Source organism: Streptomyces sp. NPDC019531 (genome assembly GCF_044903305.1).
Lineage (GTDB): Bacteria > Actinomycetota > Actinomycetes > Streptomycetales > Streptomycetaceae > Streptomyces.
This window is the reverse complement of record NZ_JBJDQL010000007.1, coordinates 67,245-85,671: the sequence shown is the minus strand read 5'-3', so window position 1 is coordinate 85,671 and position 18,427 is coordinate 67,245. Positions and strand designations below refer to the sequence as shown.

Sequence of the window (18,427 nt, the reverse complement as noted above, 5' to 3'; positions counted from 1 at the left end):
CGGCATGACCGCATCCGGGGCCGTCGAGGCCGGGACCACCGAGGCCGACGCGGACCGCGTCTTCGCCGCGCTCGCGAGCGCCGTGCGCCGCGAGGTGCTGCGGCTGCTGCGCGACGGCGGGCCGCAGCCCGTCCAGGCCCTGGCCGACCACTTCGACATGCGGCGCCCGAGCCTGTCCGAGCATCTGAGGGTGCTGCGGGAGGCGGGCCTCGTCTCCGAGCAGCGCTCCGGCCGACAGCGCATCTACCGCCTGGAGGCGGCCCCGCTCGCCGAGGTGCAGGACTGGCTCCATCCGTACGAGCGGTTCTGGCGCGGCCGGCTCAAGGACCTGGGCGCGCTGCTGGACCGTATGCCCGACGATGACGTGACATGAGCAACGCACCCGACGAGGACCTCACGGTCATCCGCGTCGACCAGTTCTTCCCGCACCCGCCCGCCAAGGTCTGGCGGGCCCTCACCGAGCCCGCACTGCTCGTGCAGTGGCAGATGCCGGGGGCGGAGGCGTTCCGGCTCGAGGTCGGACACCGATACACCATGAACTCCGTCCCGCGGCCCAACTCGAACTTCTCCGGCACCGTCGACGTGGAGGTTCTCGCGTTCGAGCCGCAGCGGATGCTGAGCCTCCGGTGGACCGACGCCGATCCGGCCAACTCCGCGGACTGGACCGTCACATGGAAGGTGGAACAGGAAGGGCGCGGTACGCGTCTCTTTCTAGTGCACGCGGGTTTCGATCCCGACGACCCCGCTCAGCTGATGGCCCGGACGATCATGGACCGGGGCTGGCGGACGTATGTGATGCGGGCTCTGGGGCACACGATGGAACGTATCTAGCGCCCCACACGTCACATCTGTAACCGCAGGAACACCCCGCGTGCACGTGCATCTGCTCATGCATCTGCACGTGAACAGAGCTATGATCCGGACCAGTTGACCGCTGCATCACTGGCCACATGGCCACCGCACCACCGGGGAGCGACCTGTGGACCTCGACGTGTACAACGGCATGACGGCCACGACTCTGCACGGGGTGGCCTGGCAGAAGAGCCGGCACAGCAACTCGCAGGGCTCCTGTGTGGAGTTCGCGCGCTTGCCGGACGGAGGCGTTGCGGTTCGCAACTCCCGTTTCCCGGACGGTCCCGCGCTCGTCTACACGCGCGCGGAGATCGAGGCGATGCTCCTCGGCATCAAGGACGGCGAGTTCGACCACCTGATAGCGGGCTGATCCTCGGTCGCCCGAGGGCGACCGAGGGTGACTGTGATCGCGCGCTGGGTAACGCGCGTAGAACCGCGGCGACGAAAAACGCCGCGGTGGGTCACTCGGCCGCGCCCGACGGGGGTGACGTGTGCTGCTGGAGCCGGAACAGTGCCCAGACCACCTTGCCGCCGAGGGCCCCGGCCATCGGATGCCATCCCCAGCTGTCGCTGAAGGAGTCGACGAGGAACAGCCCACGCCCCGACTCCGCCGAGAAGTCGTCGGAATCGCGCGCGATCGGGCTTTCCCGGCTGGGGTCGCGCACCGCGCACACCAACCGCTCGGTCCACCGCATCAGATGAAGCCGCACGGGCGGGTTCTGTTCCCCGGTGTGCGCGCCGTTCCCCGGCATGGCGTGCCGCAGCGCGTTGGTGACGAGTTCGGAGACCACCAGACAGACGTCGTCGAAGCAGTCGTCCAGCTCCCACTGGTCGAGCGTTCTGCGGGTGAACCTCCGTGCGTCGCCCACCGCTTCGTAGCGGGCGGGCAGTGAACAGGAGGCGGCGTCGGACACGGCCGCGGGATCCAGCGGCGGAAGGCCCTGCCGTAACGGCTCGAGCATGGTCGATCCATTCGTCCCCATGCGAGGCACTCCCGGGAATTCGCGGTCGTTGCGATGCAGCGGTTGCGCGGGACCATGGTTTCGGATGAGCGATGCAGATGCAAGGTGCAGATGCACGTGCAGGTGACCGAATTGGACCCTCCCGTACCGTTTCTGGGTCATTTTTTCCGCCATCTTCTCCCCTGTTTCTTGCCTCTTCCTCGCCTTCTCCGTCCCGGTCCTGTGCAGAATCTTTGACTTCTTTCCATCTCTGTAATCGGACGAGTACTGCTCGGAGTGTTTTAGTGGCAGACTTCGGCTCCTGAAAACGTTGGGGAGGCTGGCGAACGTGAGCGCGGGAGAGCCCGGATCGGTGGTGCGGCGGATGCTGCTCGGCTCGCAACTCAGGCGACTGCGTGAGGCACGGAACATCACGCGCGAGGCGGCGGGCTACTCGATCCGCGCGTCCGAGTCGAAGATCAGCCGGATGGAGTTGGGCCGGGTGAGCTTCAAGACGCGTGACGTGGAAGACCTGTTGACGCTGTACGGCATCACGGACGGACAGGAGCGGGCCTCGCTCCTCTCCCTCGCCCGCGAGGCCAACGTCGCGGGCTGGTGGCACAGTTACTCCGATGTCCTGCCGAGCTGGTTCCCCACCTATGTCGGCCTGGAGGGCGCGGCCTCCCTCATCCGCGCGTACGAAGTCCAGTTCATCCACGGCTTGCTGCAGACCGAGGCGTATGCACGTGCAGTCGTCCGGCGCGGGATGAAGGGCGCGAGCGAGGCGGACGTCGAGAAGCGCGTGGCCCTGCGCCTGGAGCGACAGAAGCACCTGGCCGACGAGAACGGCCCCGAGTTCCACGTGGTCCTCGACGAGGCGGCCCTGCGCCGCCCCTACGGCGACCGCGAGGTGATGCGCGGCCAGCTCCAGCACCTCATCGAGATCTCCGAACGCCCCAACGTACGGCTGCAGGTCATGCCGTTCGGCTTCGGCGGCCACTCCGGCGAGAGCGGCGCGTTCACGATCCTCAGCTTCACCGAGTCCGACCTGACCGACGTCGTCTATCTGGAGCAGCTCACCAGCGCGCTCTACCTCGACAAACGCGAGGACGTGACGCAGTACGAGAAGGCGCTCAAGGAGCTCCAGCAGGACAGCCCGGGCCTGGACGAGAGCCGGGATCTGCTGCGCGGACTCCTGCAACTCTCCTGAGGTGCACGCAGGATCTCCACCGACATTCCTAGGGTTCTCCCCAGAAGATTGCTCGGAGTGCCCAACTCGCCTGCCGCGCAAGTACGATGACGTGTGATCAGACCGTGACGTTGATCGTGTGTCTGCTAGTGATTTGGGGATCACATGTCGTCGTACTTCACCGACCTGGCCCAGCAGTACATCGACGGTGAGTGGCGCCCGGGTACCGGTTCCTGGGACATCATCGACTTCAACCCGTACGACAACGAGAAGTTGGCGTCGATCACCATAGCCACGGTCGATGAGGTCGACGAGGCGTACCGCGCCGCCGCACGCGCGCAGAAGAAGTGGGCCGCGACCAACCCCTATGCCCGCCGTGCGGTGTTCGAGAAGGCGCTCAGGCTGATCGAGGAGCGCGAGGGCGAGATCGCCGAGGCGATCATCGCGGAGCTCGGCGGCACCCCTCTGAAGGCCGGCTTCGAACTCCACCTCGCCAAGGAGTTCCTGCGCGAGGCCATCCACCTCTCGCTGCGTCCCGAGGGCCGGATCATCCCCTCGCCGGTGGACGGCAAGGAGAACCGTGTCTACCGCGTCCCGGTCGGTGTCGTGGGTGTGATCAGCCCCTTCAACTTCCCCTTCCTGCTGTCGATCAAGTCGGTCGCCCCCGCGCTCGCGCTCGGCAACGCCGTCGTCCTCAAGCCGCACCAGAACACGCCGATCGTCGGTGGCTCCCTGGTCGCGAAGCTCTTCGAGGACGCGGGGCTGCCCGCCGGTCTGCTCAACGTCGTCATCACCGACATCGCCGAGATCGGCGACGCCTTCATCGAGCACCCCGTCCCGAAGGTCATCTCCTTCACCGGCTCCGACAAGGTCGGCCGCCATGTCGCCACTGTCTGCGCCGCGGGCTTCAAGCGCTCGGTCCTCGAACTCGGCGGCAACAGCGCGCTGGTGGTCCTCGACGACGCCGACATCGACTACGCGGTCGACGCGGCGGTCTTCAGCCGCTACGTCCACCAGGGCCAGGTCTGCATGGCCGCCAACCGCGTCCTGGTCGACCGTACGGTCGCCGAGGAGTTCACCGAGAAGTTCGTCGCCAAGGTGCGGACGCTGAAGGTCGGCGACCCGCGCGACCCCGAGACGGTCATCGGCCCGGTGATCAACTCCTCGCAGGCGGACGCCCTTTCGAGCGCCGTGGAGCAGGCGATCGCCGACGGCGCGACGGCCCTGGTGCACGGCACCACGACGGACAACCTGGTCGAGCCCTCGGTCCTCACCGATCTCCCCGCGGGCTCGCCGCTCCTGCGGCAGGAACTCTTCGGCCCGGTCGCCCTCCTCGTCCCCTTCGACGGCGAGGAAGAGGCCGTCCGCCTGGTCAACGACACCCCTTACGGCCTCAGCGGCGCAGTCCACACCGCGAACATCGAGCGCGGTGTCGCCTTCGCCAAGCAGATCGACACCGGCATGTTCCACGTCAACGACGGCACCGTCCACGACGAGCCGATCGTCCCCTTCGGCGGCGAGAAGCACTCCGGCATCGGCCGCCTGAACGGCGACACCATGCTGGACTCCTTCACCACCACCAAGTGGATCTCGGTGCAGCACGGCCGGAGCGGCTTCCCGTTCTGACGTATCGCGTACGACTGTCCTCGCGCGGGCCCTTTAGGACCGAAACTGTCCTAGAGGGCCCGTAGCTTCGTCGGTGTCAGGGGGAAGCACCCCGGCTCCACGAAAGCGAAAGGCGGCCGTCATGGTCACTCACGTTCCGGCAGAAGCGAGCGGCGACGAGCGCGGAGCGCTTCTCTCCTTCCTGGAGGAGCAGCGCGGCGGAATCCGGCGGGCGGTGCTCGGGCTGACACACGACCAGGCCACGAGCAGGCCGAGCGCGAGCGAACTCTCCCTGGCCGGACTGGTCAAGCACGTCGCCGAGGTCGAACAGGGCTGGATCGCCCGTGCCAGGGGCGAGGAGCCGGCCGTACACCGGGACGAGTCGAACTGGCACGAGTGTTTCGCTCTGGTCGACGGCGAGACCGTCGAGTCGCAGCTGGCGTACTGGGAGAAGGTGGCCGCCGAGACGGAGGCGTTCGCCCGCTCGGCCCCGAGCCTCGACGACACCTTCGCGCTCCCGGACCGGCCCTGGTTCCCGCCCGAGGGCCGGGTCTCCGTCCGCTGGGTGCTTCTGCACCTGATCCGCGAGACGGCCCGGCACGCGGGCCACGCCGACATCATCCGGGAGTCCCTGGACGGAAAGACGGCGTTCGAGCTGGTGGCACTCGCCGAGAAGTGAGGCCATAACCTGGACCGCATGTCAACGATCCGTCTTCTCGTGCTCGGCGCGGTGCGCCAGCACGGACGGGCCCACGGCTACCAGGTGCGCAACGACCTGGAGTACTGGGGCGCGCACGAGTGGTCCAACGCCAAGCCCGGCTCGATCTACCACGCCCTGAAGCAGATGGCGAAGCAGGGGCTGCTGCACGCGCACGAGATCGCGCCCTCCACGGCCGGCGGCCCGCCGCGCACCGAGTACGAGATCACCGACGTGGGCACCGAGGAGTTCCTGCGGCTGGTGCGCGAGGCGCTGACCTCCTACGACCAGAAGATGGACATCAAGTCGGCGGCCATCGGCTTCATGGTCGACCTGCCGCGCGCCGAGGCGGTCGCGCTCCTCAAGGAGCGCATCCGGGGCATCGAGGAGTGGCGCTCCGCCGTCACCGAGCACTACGTGCCCGAGGACGGCCCGCAGCAGCTCGGCCACATCGGCGAGATCATGAACCTCTGGATCCACACGGCCGACGCCGAGGCCGAGTGGACCCAGGGTCTCATCGCCCGCATCGAGGGCGGCTCGTACACCTTCGCGGGGGAGGGCGCCCCGTTCGTCGGCGTCCTCACCGACGACGAGGAGAACCCTTACGCGACGGGGGAGCGGCATCCCGAGGACGCCCGCTGATCAGCCGGAGCTGGTGCAGGCCGTACAGATCCTGGTCTGACCGGTCGGCTTCCTGTCCAACGCCTTCGCGACCCCCGACTCCGGGCCCGCCTGGCTGGGCACGGTCGTCGAGTGGAACCCGATGTCGCCCGGACGGCGACGGCCGTCCGCGACCTGCTGGGCGGCCCCGTTGGGGACCCGGGGCACGTGCGGGCGGCGGTCGTCTGGCCGTTGGCCCTCCTGGCGGTGTTCTTCCCGTCGGCGGTACGGAGGTGCGGGGCGCTGAGCAGGTAGCGCCCCGCAACCGGTCAGGGCTTCGAGTCCGCCGCGGGAAAGTGGGAACCCCGGTGCGCCGAGCGGTGTACCAGGTATGACAGTGCGGCGCTGAGAGGGCGGACGGGGGGGATCGTCATGGTGCGGGGCCGGGGGAGCGGCAGGGCGGCGGGGCGGGCGCGGTCAGTGGTGGAAACCGGTCGCCGCCCCTTTGTCGTGGGTGAACGGATGCGGCTGGCGCCGCAGTTCGGGCAGCAGGCCGGCCAGGTCCTCGACGAACAGGTCGGCCAGGTCGGTCGAGAAGCCGTTGCGGCAGACCACGCGCAGCGCCGACAGGTCCTCGCGGTGCGGAGGGAAGGTGTACGCCGGGACGAGCCAGCCCCGCTCGCGCAGTCGCCGGGAGACGTCGAAGACGTCGTACGCCTCGATGCCCGGTGCCGTGGTGAACGCGAACACGGGGAGTTCGTCGCCGCGGGTCAGCAGCCGGAAGTCGCCGAGCGCCTCCACGCGGTCGGCGACGCCCCGGGCCACGTCCCGAGTGGACTGCTGCACGGCCCGGTAGCCCTCGCGGCCCAGCCGGAGGAAGGTGTAGTACTGCGCGACGACCTGGGCCCCGGGCCGGGAGAAGTTCAGCGCGAAGGTCGGCATGTCACCGCCCAGGTAGTTCACCCGGAACACGAGCTCCTCGGGCAGCGCCTCGTTGTCCCGCCACAGCGCCCAGCCGACACCCGGGTAGACGAGGCCGTACTTGTGCCCGGAGGTGTTGATGGAGGCGACCCTCGGCAGCCGGAAGTCCCACACCAGGTCCTCGTCGAGGAAGGGCGCGACCATGGCACCGGATGCCCCGTCGACGTGCACGGGGATGTCCAGACCGGTGCGCTCCTGGAGGGCGTCCAGGGCCGCGCACAGGTCGGCGATCGGCTCGTAGGAGCCGTCGAAGGTGGAGCCGAGGATGCCCACGACCCCGATGGTGTTCTCGTCGCACAGCTCGGCGGCGGCCTGCGGGTCGAGGTGGAAGCGGTCGCCCTCCATGGGCACCTGACGGGCCTCCACCTCCCAGAAGTTGCAGAACTTCTCCCAGCACACCTGGACATTGACCCCCATGACCAGGTTGGGCCGCGCCCCCGGGTACCGGTCGGCGTTGCGCTGCGCCCAGCGCCGCTTCAGCGCCATGCCCGCCAGCATGCACGCCTCGCTGGAGCCGGTCGTCGAACAGCCCACCGCCGCCGACGGATCCGGCGCGTTCCACAGGTCGGCGAGCATCGCCACGCAGCGCCGCTCCAGCTCCGCGGTGCGCGGGTACTCGTCCTTGTCGATCATGTTCTTGTCCCGGCACTCACCCATCAGGACCCCGGCCTGCGGTTCCATCCAGGTCGTGACGAAGGTGGCGAGGTTCAGCCGGGAGTTGCCGTCGAGCATCAGCTCGTCGTGCACCACCTGGTAGGCGGTCGACGGCGGCAGGGGAGCGGCGGGGAGCCGGTGCTTGGGCGGGGCCTCGGTCATCCCGCCGACCGGATCGGCCTCGCCGTAGAAGGGATTGACGGACAACGGACGCTCGTCGGGCTTCTCGGGTCCTTTGTGCAGTGGCATGGGCGTGCCTCCTAGAAGGGATCAACGTCGGTCAGCGGACCGGGGTTCCGTCCGCGCGCAACTGCATCTGCGATCGCCCCGTCACCAGCAGCCAGGCTGGCAGCGAGGCGATGCACAGCAGCGCGAGGATCGCGGGCGAGGCCACCAGCACGGCGGCGGTGAACAGACTCACCCAGGCCTGCCGGGTGACGGCGAGCAACACGCCCAGCACCCCGGCCGCCACGCCGAGGGCCAGGTGTACGGCGTCCACGAGCGCGTGGGCGCACAGTCCGAAGGCGACTCCGACGAACACGGCCGGGAAGATCCGCCCGCCCCGGAAGCCGCAGGAAGCCGCGACGAGCAGCGCCGCCAGCTTCACCACCGTCATGGTGGCGAACTGTCCGGCCGACCAGCCCGTCGGATCGGCAGCCAGCTCGCCGATCTCGTCCAGCCCCTTGAAGAGCGTCAGATGGCCACCGACGGCCGCCAGCAGCCCCAGCACGAGCCCGCCGACCGGAAGCGCCACCATCGGGTGCCGCAGCCGCGCGAACGCGCCATGGACGTACGGGAAGGCCAGCACGGCGGCCATGCCGAGCAGCGTCGCCGCCGACGCGATCACCAGCACGGCCAGCAGATCGCCCCAGCCGGGCCGCCCGAACGCGGGCAGATGCAGATCGAAGGAGGGATGGTCCATCAGGGTGGCAGTCAGCGCGCCGGCCGCGGCCGCGGCCAACGGCCCGAAGACGTTGTCCCACAGCGCGCCCCTGAGCTGCCGCCCGGCCAGCGCCTCGGAGATCACCAGCGCCGCCGCCACCGGAGTGCCGAACAGCGCGCCGATCGTCGCCGCCTCCGCCAGCGCCGGCCACAGTCCGCGCGGCATCCGCGGGAGCAGCCGGCGCCCCAGCCAGAAGGTCAGGGCCACGTTCACCGCGATGATCGGGTTCTCGGGCCCGAGGCTCGGCCCGCCCGCGAGCATCAGCGCGGTCGCCAGCAGCAGCCCCGGCAGAACCGCGAGCGGCAGCACCGGAGCGTCCAGCCCCATGGTGGCCGGATCCGGACCGGCGTGCCCCGGCGCCTTCCACACCACCAGTCCCACGACCACCCCCGTCGCCGTGAGCATCACCAGCATCCACAGCGCGGAGTACCGGCCCACCCCCAGCGCGTCCGGCAGGTTCCGCCACAGCACGTGCTGGAGCTCCTCGGCCGCCGCGCTCACCCCAATGAGGAGCAGACTCGCGCCCACGCCCACCACTACAGCCGGGAGGATCAACGGCAGCAGGGCGCGCGCCGGAGTCGCCGGGGCGGGTGCCTGCTGCGCGGTGTCCTGGGCCACGGGCTCACGATAAGCGGACAAAACGGTCACGACATTTTGAAAGAAACCCTCTTGCACCTCACGTGGCGTGAGGAGCCACCGTGGAGCGCGTACCGAGAAGGGAGCGGACGAAGTGAGCTACTCCGTGGGACAGGTCGCGGGCTTCGCCGGCGTCACCGTGCGCACACTGCACCACTACGACGACATCGGCCTGCTCACCCCGAGTGAGCGCAGCCGAGCGGGCCACCGGCGCTACGGCGACGCCGACCTCGACCGGCTGCAGCAGATCCTGTTCTACCGCGAGCTCGGCTTCCCGCTCGACGAGGTCGCCGCCCTGCTCGACGACCCGGCCGCGGACCCGCGCGCGCATCTGCGCCGCCGGCATGAACTGCTGACCGCCCGGATCGAGAAGCTGCAGAAGATGGCGGCGGCCGTGGAACACGCCATGGAGGCACGCAGGATGGGCATCAATCTCACCCCCGAGGAACGCTTCGAGGTCTTCGGCGACAAGGACCCCGAGCAGTACGCCGAGGAGGCGGAACAGCGCTGGGGCGGCACCGAGGCGTACGCCGAGTCACAGCGCCGCGCCGCGCGCTACACCAAGGACGACTGGAAGCGCATGCAGGCCGAGGTCAACGCCTGGGGCGAGCGCTATGACGCCCTGATGGCCGCCGACGAACCGCCGACCGGCAAGGCGGCGACGGACATGGCCGAGGAACACCGGCAGCACATCTGCACATGGTTCTACGACTGCCCGTACGACATGCACGTCGGCCTCGCCGAGATGTACGTCTCGGACGAGCGCTTCAAGGCGTTCTACGACACCATGCGTCCAGGTCTGGCCGAGCACCTCAGGGAGGCGATCACGGCCAACGCGGCCCGCCGCACCTCGTAGTCGTCCGACCCGGGGGCTACTCCCGGGTCAGGACCACCGCCGTCCCGTAGGCGCACACCTCCGTGCCCACGTCCGCCGCCTCCGTCACGTCGAAGCGGAACATCAGCACGGCGTTCGCCCCACGCGCGCGTGCCTGCTCGACGAGCCGCTCCATGGCCTGGTTGCGGGTCTGCACCAGCGTCTTGGTGAGCCCCTTGAGCTCGCCGCCGATCATCGACTTCAGCCCGGCGCCGATCTGGCTGCCGAGATGCCGGGAGCGCACGGTCAACCCGAAGACCTCGCCCAGCACCTCCTGGACCCGGTGTCCGGGCACGTCGTTCGTGGTCACTACGAGCACATCGGGCTGGGGCCCCTGGCCGCCGCCGTATTCGTCAATACCCATGGCTCACAGCTTTGTCCCAGACGGAGCACAGTGCATCCTGGGGAGCCCCAAGGAACCTGGGTCACCATGGCTGCGTTGATACTTGTGGGCAGCCAGTCCCAGCCCGAACCCCACACGCAGGAGCCACAATCCCGTGACCACGCTCGCGCTCGCCCCCGAGTGGCTCAGTCCCGACTATCTGATCGAGACCTTCAGCCTCCCGGGCATCCTGCTGATCGTCTTCGCGGAGTCCGGGCTGTTCGCCTTCCTGCCAGGTGACTCGCTGCTGTTCACGGCGGGCCTCTTCGTGGCCCAGGGCGAGTTCATCAGCCAGCCGCTGTGGCTGGTGTGCGCCCTGATCGTGCTGGCCGCCGTCCTCGGCGACCAGGTCGGCTACATGATCGGCAAGTTCTTCGGCCCGAAGCTCTTCAGTCGGCCGAACTCCAGGCTCTTCAAGCAGGAGAACCTGGAGAAGGCCCATGAGTTCATGGAGAAGTACGGCCCCAAGGCGATCGTCCTGGCCCGCTTCGTGCCGATCGTGCGCACCTTCGCCCCCATCGTGGCGGGCGCCGGCCGTATGAAGTACCGCACCTTCCTGACGTACAACGTGATCGGTGGCGTGGCCTGGGGCACGGGCGTGACCCTCGCGGGTTACTGGCTCGGCCAGATCGACGTCATCCACAAGAACGTCGAGGCCATCCTCGTGCTGATCGTCTTCGTCTCCGTGGTCCCGATCATCATCGAGTACCTCCGCGAGCGCGGGAAGAAGAAGCGCGCGGCGGCACAGGCTCCGGCTCAGCAGCCGTACCAGCCCATGGACGACGCGACGACCCAGCTCCGCCGCATCCCGTCGAACGACGAGCAGCAGCAGCAGCCGCCGCAGCAGCAGTACGGCTACGACCAGCCCTACGGCCAGCAGCCCCAGCAACCGCAGCCGTACGCCCAGCAGTACCCACAGAACCACGGCCGGCAGCCGTACGGTCAGCAGAACCAGCAGTACCCGTACAACGAGGGCTACTGACCGAAGCTCAGAACCCCCGTGTCCTCTTGGCGGCCCGCCGCTTCCCCGCAGAACCGACCCTCAGGAACAACCGGGAGATCTCAGACCCCAGGTTGACCCCAATGGCGATGGCCATGGCAAGCGCCGCCGCCTTGGACAGCGACACCAGCCCCTCGTCGACCTGGTTCTGAGCGATCGACAACAACCCGAAGTACGTCGCGGAACCCGGCAGCAGCGGCCCGATCGCCGCGGTCGTGTACGGCAGCGCGGAAGCGAACCGGAACCGGGACAGCAACTGCCCGAACAACCCCACAAGACCCGCCGCGACGGCCGTGGAGGCAACCGGGGAGAATTCCCCGGTGTAGTGCATCGCGCCGTACACACACCAGGCGACGCCACCGTTCAAGGTGACGGCCAACACGGTGGATCGTTCCTGCTGAAGCAGTACGGCGAAGGTCAGCGACAGCAACATGGACGCGGCGGTCTGCCACAGCGGCCGCGGGTCCGTCGACAGCGCCTCGTCGGGATTGAGATGCGCCCCCAGCTGCACGCCCACGTAGAGCATCACCAGCACGCCCACGACAATGCCCACGAAGAAGTACATGACCTCCAGCAACCGGGCCGACGCGGTGATGTAGAACCCGGTCAGTCCGTCCTGGACGCCCGCCACCAGCGCCCGCCCCGGCAGCAGCGCGAACAGCCCACCGGTGATGACCGCCGACGCCTTCACGTCCACATGGGCCAGCGTCAGGGCGACCCCGATCGCCGCGGGCGGCATCGCGGCAACCGTGAACTGGTAGAACTCCGGCAGCCCCCGCCCCGCGCACAGCCACGCCAGCCGGTCGCCGAGCATCGCGCCGAGCATGGCCGCGACGAACACGACCAGGTCACCGCCGACGAGCACGGAGGCGGCGCCCGCGAGCAACCCGCTCGCCGTGGTGAGCACCCAGGTCGGATACGGGTGCCGGTTGCGCCGGATCTCGGCGAGCCGCCGGTACGCCTCCTCCAGGGAGATGGCCGTCTCGGGGTCGCTGAGGTCGTCCACGAGCTGGAAGACGGCCGCGAGGCGCGTGTAGTCGGTGCCGCGCCGCCGCACGGTCCTGGACGCCGTCACCGGGTCCTCCACCAGCGACGGCTGGTACGAGATCGACAGCAGCGTGAAGGTGACGTTCGGCTCACAGCGGTCGAGAGCGTACGACCGGCAGACGGCGAACATCGCCGCTTCCACGTCCTCCGCGCCCTCACCGCCCGCGAGGAGCAGCTCGCCGATGCGCAGGGTCAGGTCGAGCACGCGCGGGACGGCCGGACCGGCCTCGTCCTCGGACTTCTGCACCGGCTCCGGCGCGGGCCGCTCGGTCACCGGCATCCGCAGCATCGTGCGCATCCGGTCCTGCCACGGCACGTCCTTGGTGAGGCTGACCACCGGTATGCCGGTCGCGGGCGTGAAGGCGACCGGCGCGTCCCTCGCGCTGTAGGTCCGGGGCGTGTTGAACGCCGAACCCTCCGACTCGGCGGTGGGCGGCTGCGGCACCTCCAGCCCCTTCGGCACCGCGAACTCCGACGTGGTCTCCGCCTCGCCGCCGACGCCTCTGGGCATGGCGAGCCCGTCGGGAACGGCGAACTCGGACGTGATCTCGGAGTCGTAGAAACTCCTGGCCTCGTCCGACTGCGGCTTGCGGTACTCCGCCTCCGTCACTCCGTAACGCTCCCTGAACGACACATTCCGTAAGCCTCAGTATGCGCGGGCATGCGAACGGGCCGCACGCGTGTGCGTGCGGCCCGTTCGTCGCACAGGGCTCAGTGGCCGCCCTGGTCCTTGAAGCGCTTGTAGGACCGCTCGATCTCGGCCTCGGCGTCGGTGCGGCCGACCCAGTCGGCGCCCTCGACGGACTTGCCGGGCTCCAGGTCCTTGTAGACCTCGAAGAAGTGCTGGATCTCCAGGCGGTCGAACTCGGAGACGTGGTGGATGTCGCGCAGGTGCTCCTGGCGCGGGTCCGTCGCCGGCACGCAGAGCAGCTTGTCGTCACCGCCGGCCTCGTCCGTCATCCGGAACATGCCGATCGCACGGCACTTGATGAGGCAGCCCGGGAACGTCGGCTCGTCAAGAATGACCAGCGCGTCCAGCGGGTCGCCGTCCTCGCCGAGGGTGTTCTCGACGAAGCCGTAGTCGGTCGGGTAGGCGGTCGAGGTGAAGAGTCGACGGTCCAGGCGGATCCGACCGGTCTCGTGGTCCACCTCGTACTTGTTCCGCGAACCCTTCGGAATCTCGATCGTGACGTCGAACTCCACCGGTGGCTCCTCCATGATCAGCACATAGTTCTGGTGGTTAAGTGTCCCTCACGCTGGTGTGTGATCGCGAAAGGGGCTGTTGGTCGTGCCTGAACTGAGGCCTTGGCGGACCGCGAGGCCGCATGTGGTGCGGTTCGCGAACGCCGTACGACCCCGTCTGGCACGCGCCGCGGACGCCGTGCGCCCAGGACTCACCCGGGCCACGGACGCCGTACGGCCGTATCTCGCACGCACCGTCGCCGCCGTGAAACCGCAGGTCACAGGGCTTGCCCGGATTCCGAGGCCGAAGGTCGTCAAGACCTGGCAGTACACCGCGGGCGCCGCCACCGCCGGTCTGGCGCTGGCCGCCACCGTGGCGACCGCCGCCGGTCCGTGGGACTCCACCGGTCAGCGTACGGCCGAGCGGGACCGGGCAGCCGCACTGGAGCAGCCGGGTGGCACAGATCACGGTGGTGATTCCGGTACGACGGACTCGGCGCCGCACCCCGCCCCGAGCGCCGCGTCCGTGCTCGTCGGACTCGGCGGCGCCGGCAACTCCGTGAAGTCCGCCCCGATCGGAACGGCCCTCGCGGGCGTCCTCGACCCACTCCTCGGGACCCCGGCACTCGGCGCCCACCACACCGCGGCCGTCGTCGACGTCACCACCGGCAAGCGGCTCTACGACGCGGGCGCGGGGACCGCGCTGACCCCCGCCTCCACCACGAAGATCGCCACCGCGGTCGCCGCCCTCTCCGCCCTCGGCGCCGACCACCGCCTCACCACCCGCGCGGCCCTGGAACCCGACACCAAGGAGCTCGTCCTCGTCGGCGGCGGCGACCCCACGCTCACGGCCCGCACGGACGACGGGGGAGGCTGGGCGAGCCTGCGGGAACTGGCCGGGGAGACTGCCGCGGCCCTCAAGAAGCGGGACATCACCACCGTCACGCTCTCCTACGACAAAACCCTCTACGCCGGCTCCGAGATGCACCCGATCGGGGTCAACGACAACCTCGCCCCCGTCAGCGCCCTGATGGCGGACGAGGCCCGCACCGACGACTCGACGAGCGGCCCCGTCGCGCGCGTGAGCGACCCGGCGACGGAAGCGACCCGCACCTTCGCGAAGCTCCTGTCAGCCCACGGCATCAAGACGACCTCCCCCGGCCCGTCCAAGGCGACCGGTCGCGCCGAGAATCTCGCCGAGGTCTCCTCACCGCCCCTGTCGGCCCTGGTCGAACGCATGCTGACCAACAGCGACAACGACATCGCCGAGGCCCTCGCCCGCCAGACCGCCGTCGCGACCGGACAGCGCGCCGACTTCGCGGGCGGCGGCAAGGCGATCAGCGCCCAGCTGAAGAAGCTCGGGCTCCCGCTGTCCGGCGCCGACTTCCACGACGGCAGCGGCCTCGACCGCGCCGACCGGCTCACCGCGGAGGTGCTGACAGCCCTGCTGGTGAAGGCGGGCGCCCCGGCCCACCCCGAGCTCCGCCCCGTCCTCACGGGCCTCCCGGTGGCCGGCTTCACCGGCACCCTGACCAGCCGCTACACAGACGGCGCGGCGGGCATCGTACGGGCGAAGACGGGCACCCTCACAGGGGTGAACGCCTTGGCCGGGACGGTCGTCGACCAGGACGGCCGACTGCTGGCCTTCGCGTTCCTCGCGTCGGACACGACCGATTCGGCAGCGGCGCAGAGCGCTCTGGACCGCACGGCGACCGCGCTGGCGGCCTGCGGCTGCGGCTGAACCGGCCGGGGGCCCGGTGGGGCAGACGTCGGCTTTGCCCGACCGAGCGGCCTGCCCCAAGTGGGAACGCTCACGTACGGTTGACGCATGACGAGCATCGGTGGTGCCGAGATGGTCGACTGGAATCTCGCGGTGGCGACCGCGACCCGGCTCGTACGGCCGGGCCCCGACGTGAGCCGTGACGAGGCCCGGGCCGTCGTCGCGGAACTGCGCCGGCACGCCAAGGTCTCGGAGGAACACGTCCGCGGCTTCACCCGGATGGGGACGGAGGACGTCCACGACACTCCCGTACTCGTCGTCGACCGCCCCGGCTGGGTCCGGGCGAACGTCGCCGGATTCCGGGAGATCCTCAAACCGCTCCTGGAGAAGATGCAGGAACGACGCGGCAACACCCCGGGCGGTGCGGTCCTGGGCGCCGTCGGCGGCAAGGTGACGGGCGTCGAACTGGGCATGCTGCTGTCGTTCCTGTCCTCCCGCGTCCTCGGCCAGTACGAGACCTTCGCCCCGCCCACCCGCGAACTCCCCGCAGGGGCCAACGGCGGTGGCCGGCTCCTCCTCGTCGCCCCGAACATCGTGCATGTGGAGCGCGAACTCGACGTCCAGCCCCACGACTTCCGCCTGTGGGTCTGCCTGCACGAGGAGACCCACCGCACGCAGTTCACGGCCGTGCCCTGGCTGCGCGACCACCTGGAGGGCGAAATCCAGTCGTTCCTGGGGGAGACCGAGGTCGACCCCATGACCGTCCTGGAGCGCATCCGTGAGGCCGCCCAGTCGCTCGCCGGGAGCCGCCCGGAGGGCGAGGAGGACGACGCCGGGCGCTCGTTCGTGGAGATCGTGCAGACCCCGGCCCAGCGGGAGATCCTCGGCCGCCTCACCGCCGTGATGTCCCTCCTGGAGGGCCACGCCGACTTCGTCATGGACGGAGTGGGCCCGGCCGTGGTGCCGAGCGTCGCCGAGATCCGCGAGAAGTTTCAGCAGCGGCGGGCCAAGGGCGCCTCCCGCCTGGACATGGCGCTGCGCAAACTGCTGGGCCTGGACGCCAAGCTCCGGCAGTACCGCGACGGCGAACGCTTCGTACGCGCCGTCGTCGACCAGGTCGGCATGGACGGCTTCAACCGTGTCTGGACCTCCCCGAACACCCTCCCGACCAAGACGGAGATCGCCAAACCGGCGGACTGGGTCGCGAGGGTGCACCGCAAGGCCGAGTCGTGAACCCCGAGGGCGGGTCGTGTAACCGCGCGCGGACGTCGTGAGAGGAATCCGGCCGACGGCAGGCGAACGCCCCTTCAATCACCCGTCCGAGGGACCGTGAGCCATGCGTAGGCGTGCAATGCTCGGGGAACGGCCCGGTTCTGTCACCATCTTCACACTCTGAGTGACCGAATCTCGGGCTCACCCCCGAAAACTTCATGAAGGGAACCGGACATGGGTCCCCATCCTGCGGTCGCGGCGATACGCCTGGCGGTCCGCCGCGTCCTCCACGACATCCTCAACGACCATCACAGCCCCGCCGAGCAGAGTCCGCACAGGCGCCCGTCGCCGCTCGTGCTCGTGGCGTGCTCCGGCGGCGCCGACTCCATGGCGCTCGCTTCCGCCCTCGCCTTCGAGGCCCCCAAGCTCGGCGTCCGCGCCGGCGGCATCACCGTCGACCACGGCCTCCAGCCCGGCTCCGACCAGCGCGCCGAGGAAGTCGTCCTCAGGCTCCGCGAACTCGGCCTGGACCCCGTCGAGTCCACCGCCGTCACAGTCGGCCGCGAAGGCGGACCAGAGGCCGCCGCCCGCTACGCCCGCTACGCCGCCCTCGACGCCGCGGCCGAACGCCATGGCGCGACCGCCGTTCTGCTCGGTCACACCCGCGACGACCAGGCCGAAACCGTCCTGCTCGGCCTCGCCCGCGGCTCCGGCATCCGCTCCCTGTCCGGAATGGCCGCGGTCTCGGGGGCCGACGGCCGTTACCGCCGCCCCTTCCTGCAGCTCGACCGGCAGACAGCCCGCAAGGCCTGCATGGTCCAGTCCCTGCCGGTCTGGGACGACCCGCACAACGCCGACCCCGCGTACACCCGTTCCCGGCTGCGCCAGGAGGGCCTGCCCGCCCTGGAGAAGGCGCTGGGCAAAGGAGTCGTCGAGGCGCTCGCCCGCACCGCCCAGCTCTCCCGGGACGACGCCGACGCCCTCGACGCCTGGGCCCGCCAGGCCGAGGCCTCCGTACGCGACGCGGCAGGCCTCCTGGAGTGCGCGAAGCTCTACGCCCTGCCGCCCGCCGTACGCCGCCGCATCCTGCGCCAGGCGGCCATCGAGGCCGGCGCCCCGGCCGGTTCGCTGTTCGCCCGCCACATCGAGGAAGTCGACCGGCTGATCACCGGCTGGCGCGGCCAGGGAGCCATCAATCTCCCCGGCAAGGTCGTCGCCCAGCGGCAGGGTGGCAGACTGGTGATTCGGCAAGGCTGAATCCTCGGCTCCCCTCCGGGGGGAATCGGGTGGCCGGTGGGACGACCGAAAGTGATGCGGGTGGACGCGAAAGACATGGGTGCCGACCTCAAAGAGGTACTCATCACCAAGGAAGAGATCGACGCGAAGCTCGTGGAGCTCGCCGCGAAGATCGACGCGGAGTACGCGGGCAAGGACCTGCTGATCGTCGGTGTCCTCAAGGGCGCGGTGATGGTCATGGCGGACCTCGCCCGGGCGCTGTCCACCCCCGTCACCATGGACTGGATGGCCGTGTCCTCCTACGGCGCGGGCACCCAGTCCTCCGGTGTGGTGCGGATCCTCAAGGACCTCGACACCGACATCAAGGGCCGGCATGTCCTGATCGTCGAGGACATCATCGACTCCGGCCTGACGCTGTCCTGGCTGCTGTCCAACCTGGGCTCCCGCGAGCCGGAGTCGCTCAAGGTCTGCACCCTGCTGCGCAAGCCGGACGCCGCCAAGGTCGCCATCGACGTGGAGTGGGTCGGCTTCGACATCCCCAACGAGTTCGTCGTCGGCTACGGTCTCGACTACGCAGAGAAGTACCGCAACCTCCCGTTCGTCGGTACGCTCGCGCCCCACGTCTACGGCGGCTGAGCCAGACGGCCCAAGCCCTGTAGGACGATCGGGAACCCCA

General features: G+C 69.6%; 19 protein-coding genes and 1 pseudogene. 14 read left to right on the top strand and 6 right to left on the bottom strand.

Annotated elements, in window-relative coordinates; genetic code table 11:
• The first annotated feature begins 4 nt into the window (after positions 1 to 4).
• From ACI2L1_RS11445 to ACI2L1_RS11435, 3 genes are all read left to right on the top strand, one after another.
• The gene (locus tag ACI2L1_RS11445; protein WP_057612402.1) at positions 5 to 373 is read left to right on the top strand and encodes a helix-turn-helix transcriptional regulator; all 369 of its coding nucleotides are present in this window, start codon (positions 5 to 7) and stop codon (positions 371 to 373) included.
• A complete protein-coding gene (locus tag ACI2L1_RS11440) occupies positions 370 to 831 on the top strand; it encodes an SRPBCC domain-containing protein (RefSeq protein WP_404739092.1) in 462 nt (153 codons plus the stop codon). The genes ACI2L1_RS11445 and ACI2L1_RS11440 overlap by 4 nt, the downstream gene beginning before the upstream one ends.
• A 148-nt stretch (positions 832 to 979) precedes the next feature.
• On the top strand, positions 980 to 1,222 hold the full coding sequence (locus ACI2L1_RS11435) for a DUF397 domain-containing protein (protein WP_362672134.1): 243 nt from the start codon (positions 980 to 982) through the stop codon (positions 1,220 to 1,222).
• Between the two features lie 91 nt (positions 1,223 to 1,313).
• Here the strand turns inward: ACI2L1_RS11435 and ACI2L1_RS11430 are convergent, their stop codons facing one another.
• Positions 1,314 to 1,814 (bottom strand): ATP-binding protein, encoded by a 501-nt coding sequence (locus ACI2L1_RS11430; protein WP_404739091.1) that lies wholly within the window; start codon positions 1,812 to 1,814, stop codon positions 1,314 to 1,316.
• Positions 1,815 to 2,178: 364 nt separating this feature from the next.
• Between ACI2L1_RS11430 and ACI2L1_RS11425 the strand changes: the two genes are divergently transcribed.
• The 5 genes and pseudogenes from ACI2L1_RS11425 to ACI2L1_RS11405 all read left to right on the top strand — a co-directional run.
• A complete protein-coding gene (locus ACI2L1_RS11425) occupies positions 2,179 to 3,003 on the top strand; it encodes a helix-turn-helix domain-containing protein (RefSeq protein ID WP_404739266.1) in 825 nt (274 codons plus the stop codon).
• Between the two features lie 144 nt (positions 3,004 to 3,147).
• A complete protein-coding gene (locus ACI2L1_RS11420; protein ID WP_404739090.1) occupies positions 3,148 to 4,608 on the top strand; it encodes an aldehyde dehydrogenase family protein in 1,461 nt (486 codons plus the stop codon).
• Between the two features lie 121 nt (positions 4,609 to 4,729).
• A complete protein-coding gene (locus ACI2L1_RS11415; RefSeq protein WP_404739089.1) occupies positions 4,730 to 5,266 on the top strand; it encodes a DinB family protein in 537 nt (178 codons plus the stop codon).
• An 18-nt stretch (positions 5,267 to 5,284) separates the two neighbouring features.
• Positions 5,285 to 5,926: a PadR family transcriptional regulator gene (locus ACI2L1_RS11410; protein WP_404739088.1), complete on the top strand. Its 642-nt coding sequence runs from the start codon at positions 5,285 to 5,287 to the stop codon at positions 5,924 to 5,926.
• Positions 5,922 to 6,199: pseudogene (locus tag ACI2L1_RS11405) on the top strand (ABC transporter permease); the annotation flags it as partial. The gene ACI2L1_RS11410 and the pseudogene ACI2L1_RS11405, both read left to right, overlap by 5 nt.
• A 162-nt stretch (positions 6,200 to 6,361) precedes the next feature.
• Here ACI2L1_RS11405 and ACI2L1_RS11400 read toward each other — a convergent pair.
• Entirely contained in the window at positions 6,362 to 7,768 is a 1,407-nt protein-coding gene (locus tag ACI2L1_RS11400) for a glutamate decarboxylase (RefSeq protein ID WP_404739087.1), read from the bottom strand.
• A gap of 31 nt (positions 7,769 to 7,799) precedes the next feature.
• Positions 7,800 to 9,080: an ion channel protein gene (locus ACI2L1_RS11395; RefSeq protein WP_404739086.1), complete on the bottom strand. Its 1,281-nt coding sequence runs from the start codon at positions 9,078 to 9,080 to the stop codon at positions 7,800 to 7,802.
• Positions 9,081 to 9,192: 112 nt separating this feature from the next.
• Between ACI2L1_RS11395 and ACI2L1_RS11390 the strand changes: the two genes are divergently transcribed.
• Positions 9,193 to 9,954, top strand: coding sequence for a MerR family transcriptional regulator (locus tag ACI2L1_RS11390; protein WP_404739085.1), 762 nt, complete (start codon positions 9,193 to 9,195; stop codon positions 9,952 to 9,954).
• A 16-nt stretch (positions 9,955 to 9,970) separates the two neighbouring features.
• Here ACI2L1_RS11390 and ACI2L1_RS11385 read toward each other — a convergent pair whose 3' ends face one another.
• Positions 9,971 to 10,336: a YbjQ family protein gene (locus ACI2L1_RS11385; RefSeq protein ID WP_389102927.1), complete on the bottom strand. Its 366-nt coding sequence runs from the start codon at positions 10,334 to 10,336 to the stop codon at positions 9,971 to 9,973.
• Positions 10,337 to 10,469: 133 nt separating this feature from the next.
• On the opposite strand from ACI2L1_RS11385, the gene ACI2L1_RS11380 reads away from it, so the two are divergent.
• A complete protein-coding gene (locus ACI2L1_RS11380; protein WP_404739084.1) occupies positions 10,470 to 11,336 on the top strand; it encodes a DedA family protein in 867 nt (288 codons plus the stop codon).
• Between the two features lie 7 nt (positions 11,337 to 11,343).
• Here ACI2L1_RS11380 and ACI2L1_RS11375 read toward each other — a convergent pair whose 3' ends face one another.
• Positions 11,344 to 13,011, bottom strand: a complete 1,668-nt coding sequence (locus ACI2L1_RS11375; protein ID WP_404739083.1) for a threonine/serine exporter ThrE family protein — start codon at positions 13,009 to 13,011, stop codon at positions 11,344 to 11,346.
• A gap of 101 nt (positions 13,012 to 13,112) precedes the next feature.
• Positions 13,113 to 13,604, bottom strand: a complete 492-nt coding sequence (locus ACI2L1_RS11370; RefSeq protein ID WP_164425123.1) for an inorganic diphosphatase — start codon at positions 13,602 to 13,604, stop codon at positions 13,113 to 13,115.
• Positions 13,605 to 13,683: 79 nt separating this feature from the next.
• Between ACI2L1_RS11370 and dacB the strand changes: the two genes are divergently transcribed.
• The 4 genes from dacB to hpt all read left to right on the top strand — a co-directional run bounded on the left by dacB (position 13,684) and on the right by hpt (position 18,387).
• Positions 13,684 to 15,324, top strand: coding sequence for a D-alanyl-D-alanine carboxypeptidase/D-alanyl-D-alanine-endopeptidase (gene dacB / locus ACI2L1_RS11365; protein ID WP_404739082.1), 1,641 nt, complete (start codon positions 13,684 to 13,686; stop codon positions 15,322 to 15,324).
• Positions 15,325 to 15,411: 87 nt separating this feature from the next.
• A complete protein-coding gene (locus tag ACI2L1_RS11360) occupies positions 15,412 to 16,536 on the top strand; it encodes a zinc-dependent metalloprotease (protein ID WP_404739081.1) in 1,125 nt (374 codons plus the stop codon).
• Between the two features lie 213 nt (positions 16,537 to 16,749).
• Positions 16,750 to 17,772, top strand: a complete 1,023-nt coding sequence (gene tilS, locus ACI2L1_RS11355; protein WP_404739080.1) for a tRNA lysidine(34) synthetase TilS — start codon at positions 16,750 to 16,752, stop codon at positions 17,770 to 17,772.
• A gap of 54 nt (positions 17,773 to 17,826) precedes the next feature.
• A complete protein-coding gene (hpt, locus tag ACI2L1_RS11350; RefSeq protein ID WP_020122574.1) occupies positions 17,827 to 18,387 on the top strand; it encodes a hypoxanthine phosphoribosyltransferase in 561 nt (186 codons plus the stop codon).
• Positions 18,388 to 18,427: the final 40 nt, after the last annotated feature.

Bases quoted from the DNA above. Each gene is read 5' to 3' on its own strand.
- ACI2L1_RS11445 (WP_057612402.1), top strand. From the start codon at position 5: ATGACCGCATCCGGGGCCGTCGAGGCCGGGACCACCGAGGCCGACGCG.
- ACI2L1_RS11440 (WP_404739092.1), top strand. From the start codon at position 370: ATGAGCAACGCACCCGACGAGGACCTCACGGTCATCCGCGTCGACCAG.
- ACI2L1_RS11430 (WP_404739091.1), bottom strand. From the start codon at position 1,814: ATGCTCGAGCCGTTACGGCAGGGCCTTCCGCCGCTGGATCCCGCGGCC.
- ACI2L1_RS11425 (WP_404739266.1), top strand. From the start codon at position 2,179: ATGCTGCTCGGCTCGCAACTCAGGCGACTGCGTGAGGCACGGAACATC.
- ACI2L1_RS11420 (WP_404739090.1), top strand. From the start codon at position 3,148: ATGTCGTCGTACTTCACCGACCTGGCCCAGCAGTACATCGACGGTGAG.
- ACI2L1_RS11415 (WP_404739089.1), top strand. From the start codon at position 4,730: ATGGTCACTCACGTTCCGGCAGAAGCGAGCGGCGACGAGCGCGGAGCG.
- ACI2L1_RS11410 (WP_404739088.1), top strand. From the start codon at position 5,285: ATGTCAACGATCCGTCTTCTCGTGCTCGGCGCGGTGCGCCAGCACGGA.
- ACI2L1_RS11400 (WP_404739087.1), bottom strand. From the start codon at position 7,768: ATGCCACTGCACAAAGGACCCGAGAAGCCCGACGAGCGTCCGTTGTCC.
- ACI2L1_RS11385 (WP_389102927.1), bottom strand. From the start codon at position 10,336: ATGGGTATTGACGAATACGGCGGCGGCCAGGGGCCCCAGCCCGATGTG.
- ACI2L1_RS11360 (WP_404739081.1), top strand. From the start codon at position 15,412: ATGACGAGCATCGGTGGTGCCGAGATGGTCGACTGGAATCTCGCGGTG.
- tilS (WP_404739080.1), top strand. From the start codon at position 16,750: ATGGGTCCCCATCCTGCGGTCGCGGCGATACGCCTGGCGGTCCGCCGC.
- hpt (WP_020122574.1), top strand. From the start codon at position 17,827: ATGCGGGTGGACGCGAAAGACATGGGTGCCGACCTCAAAGAGGTACTC.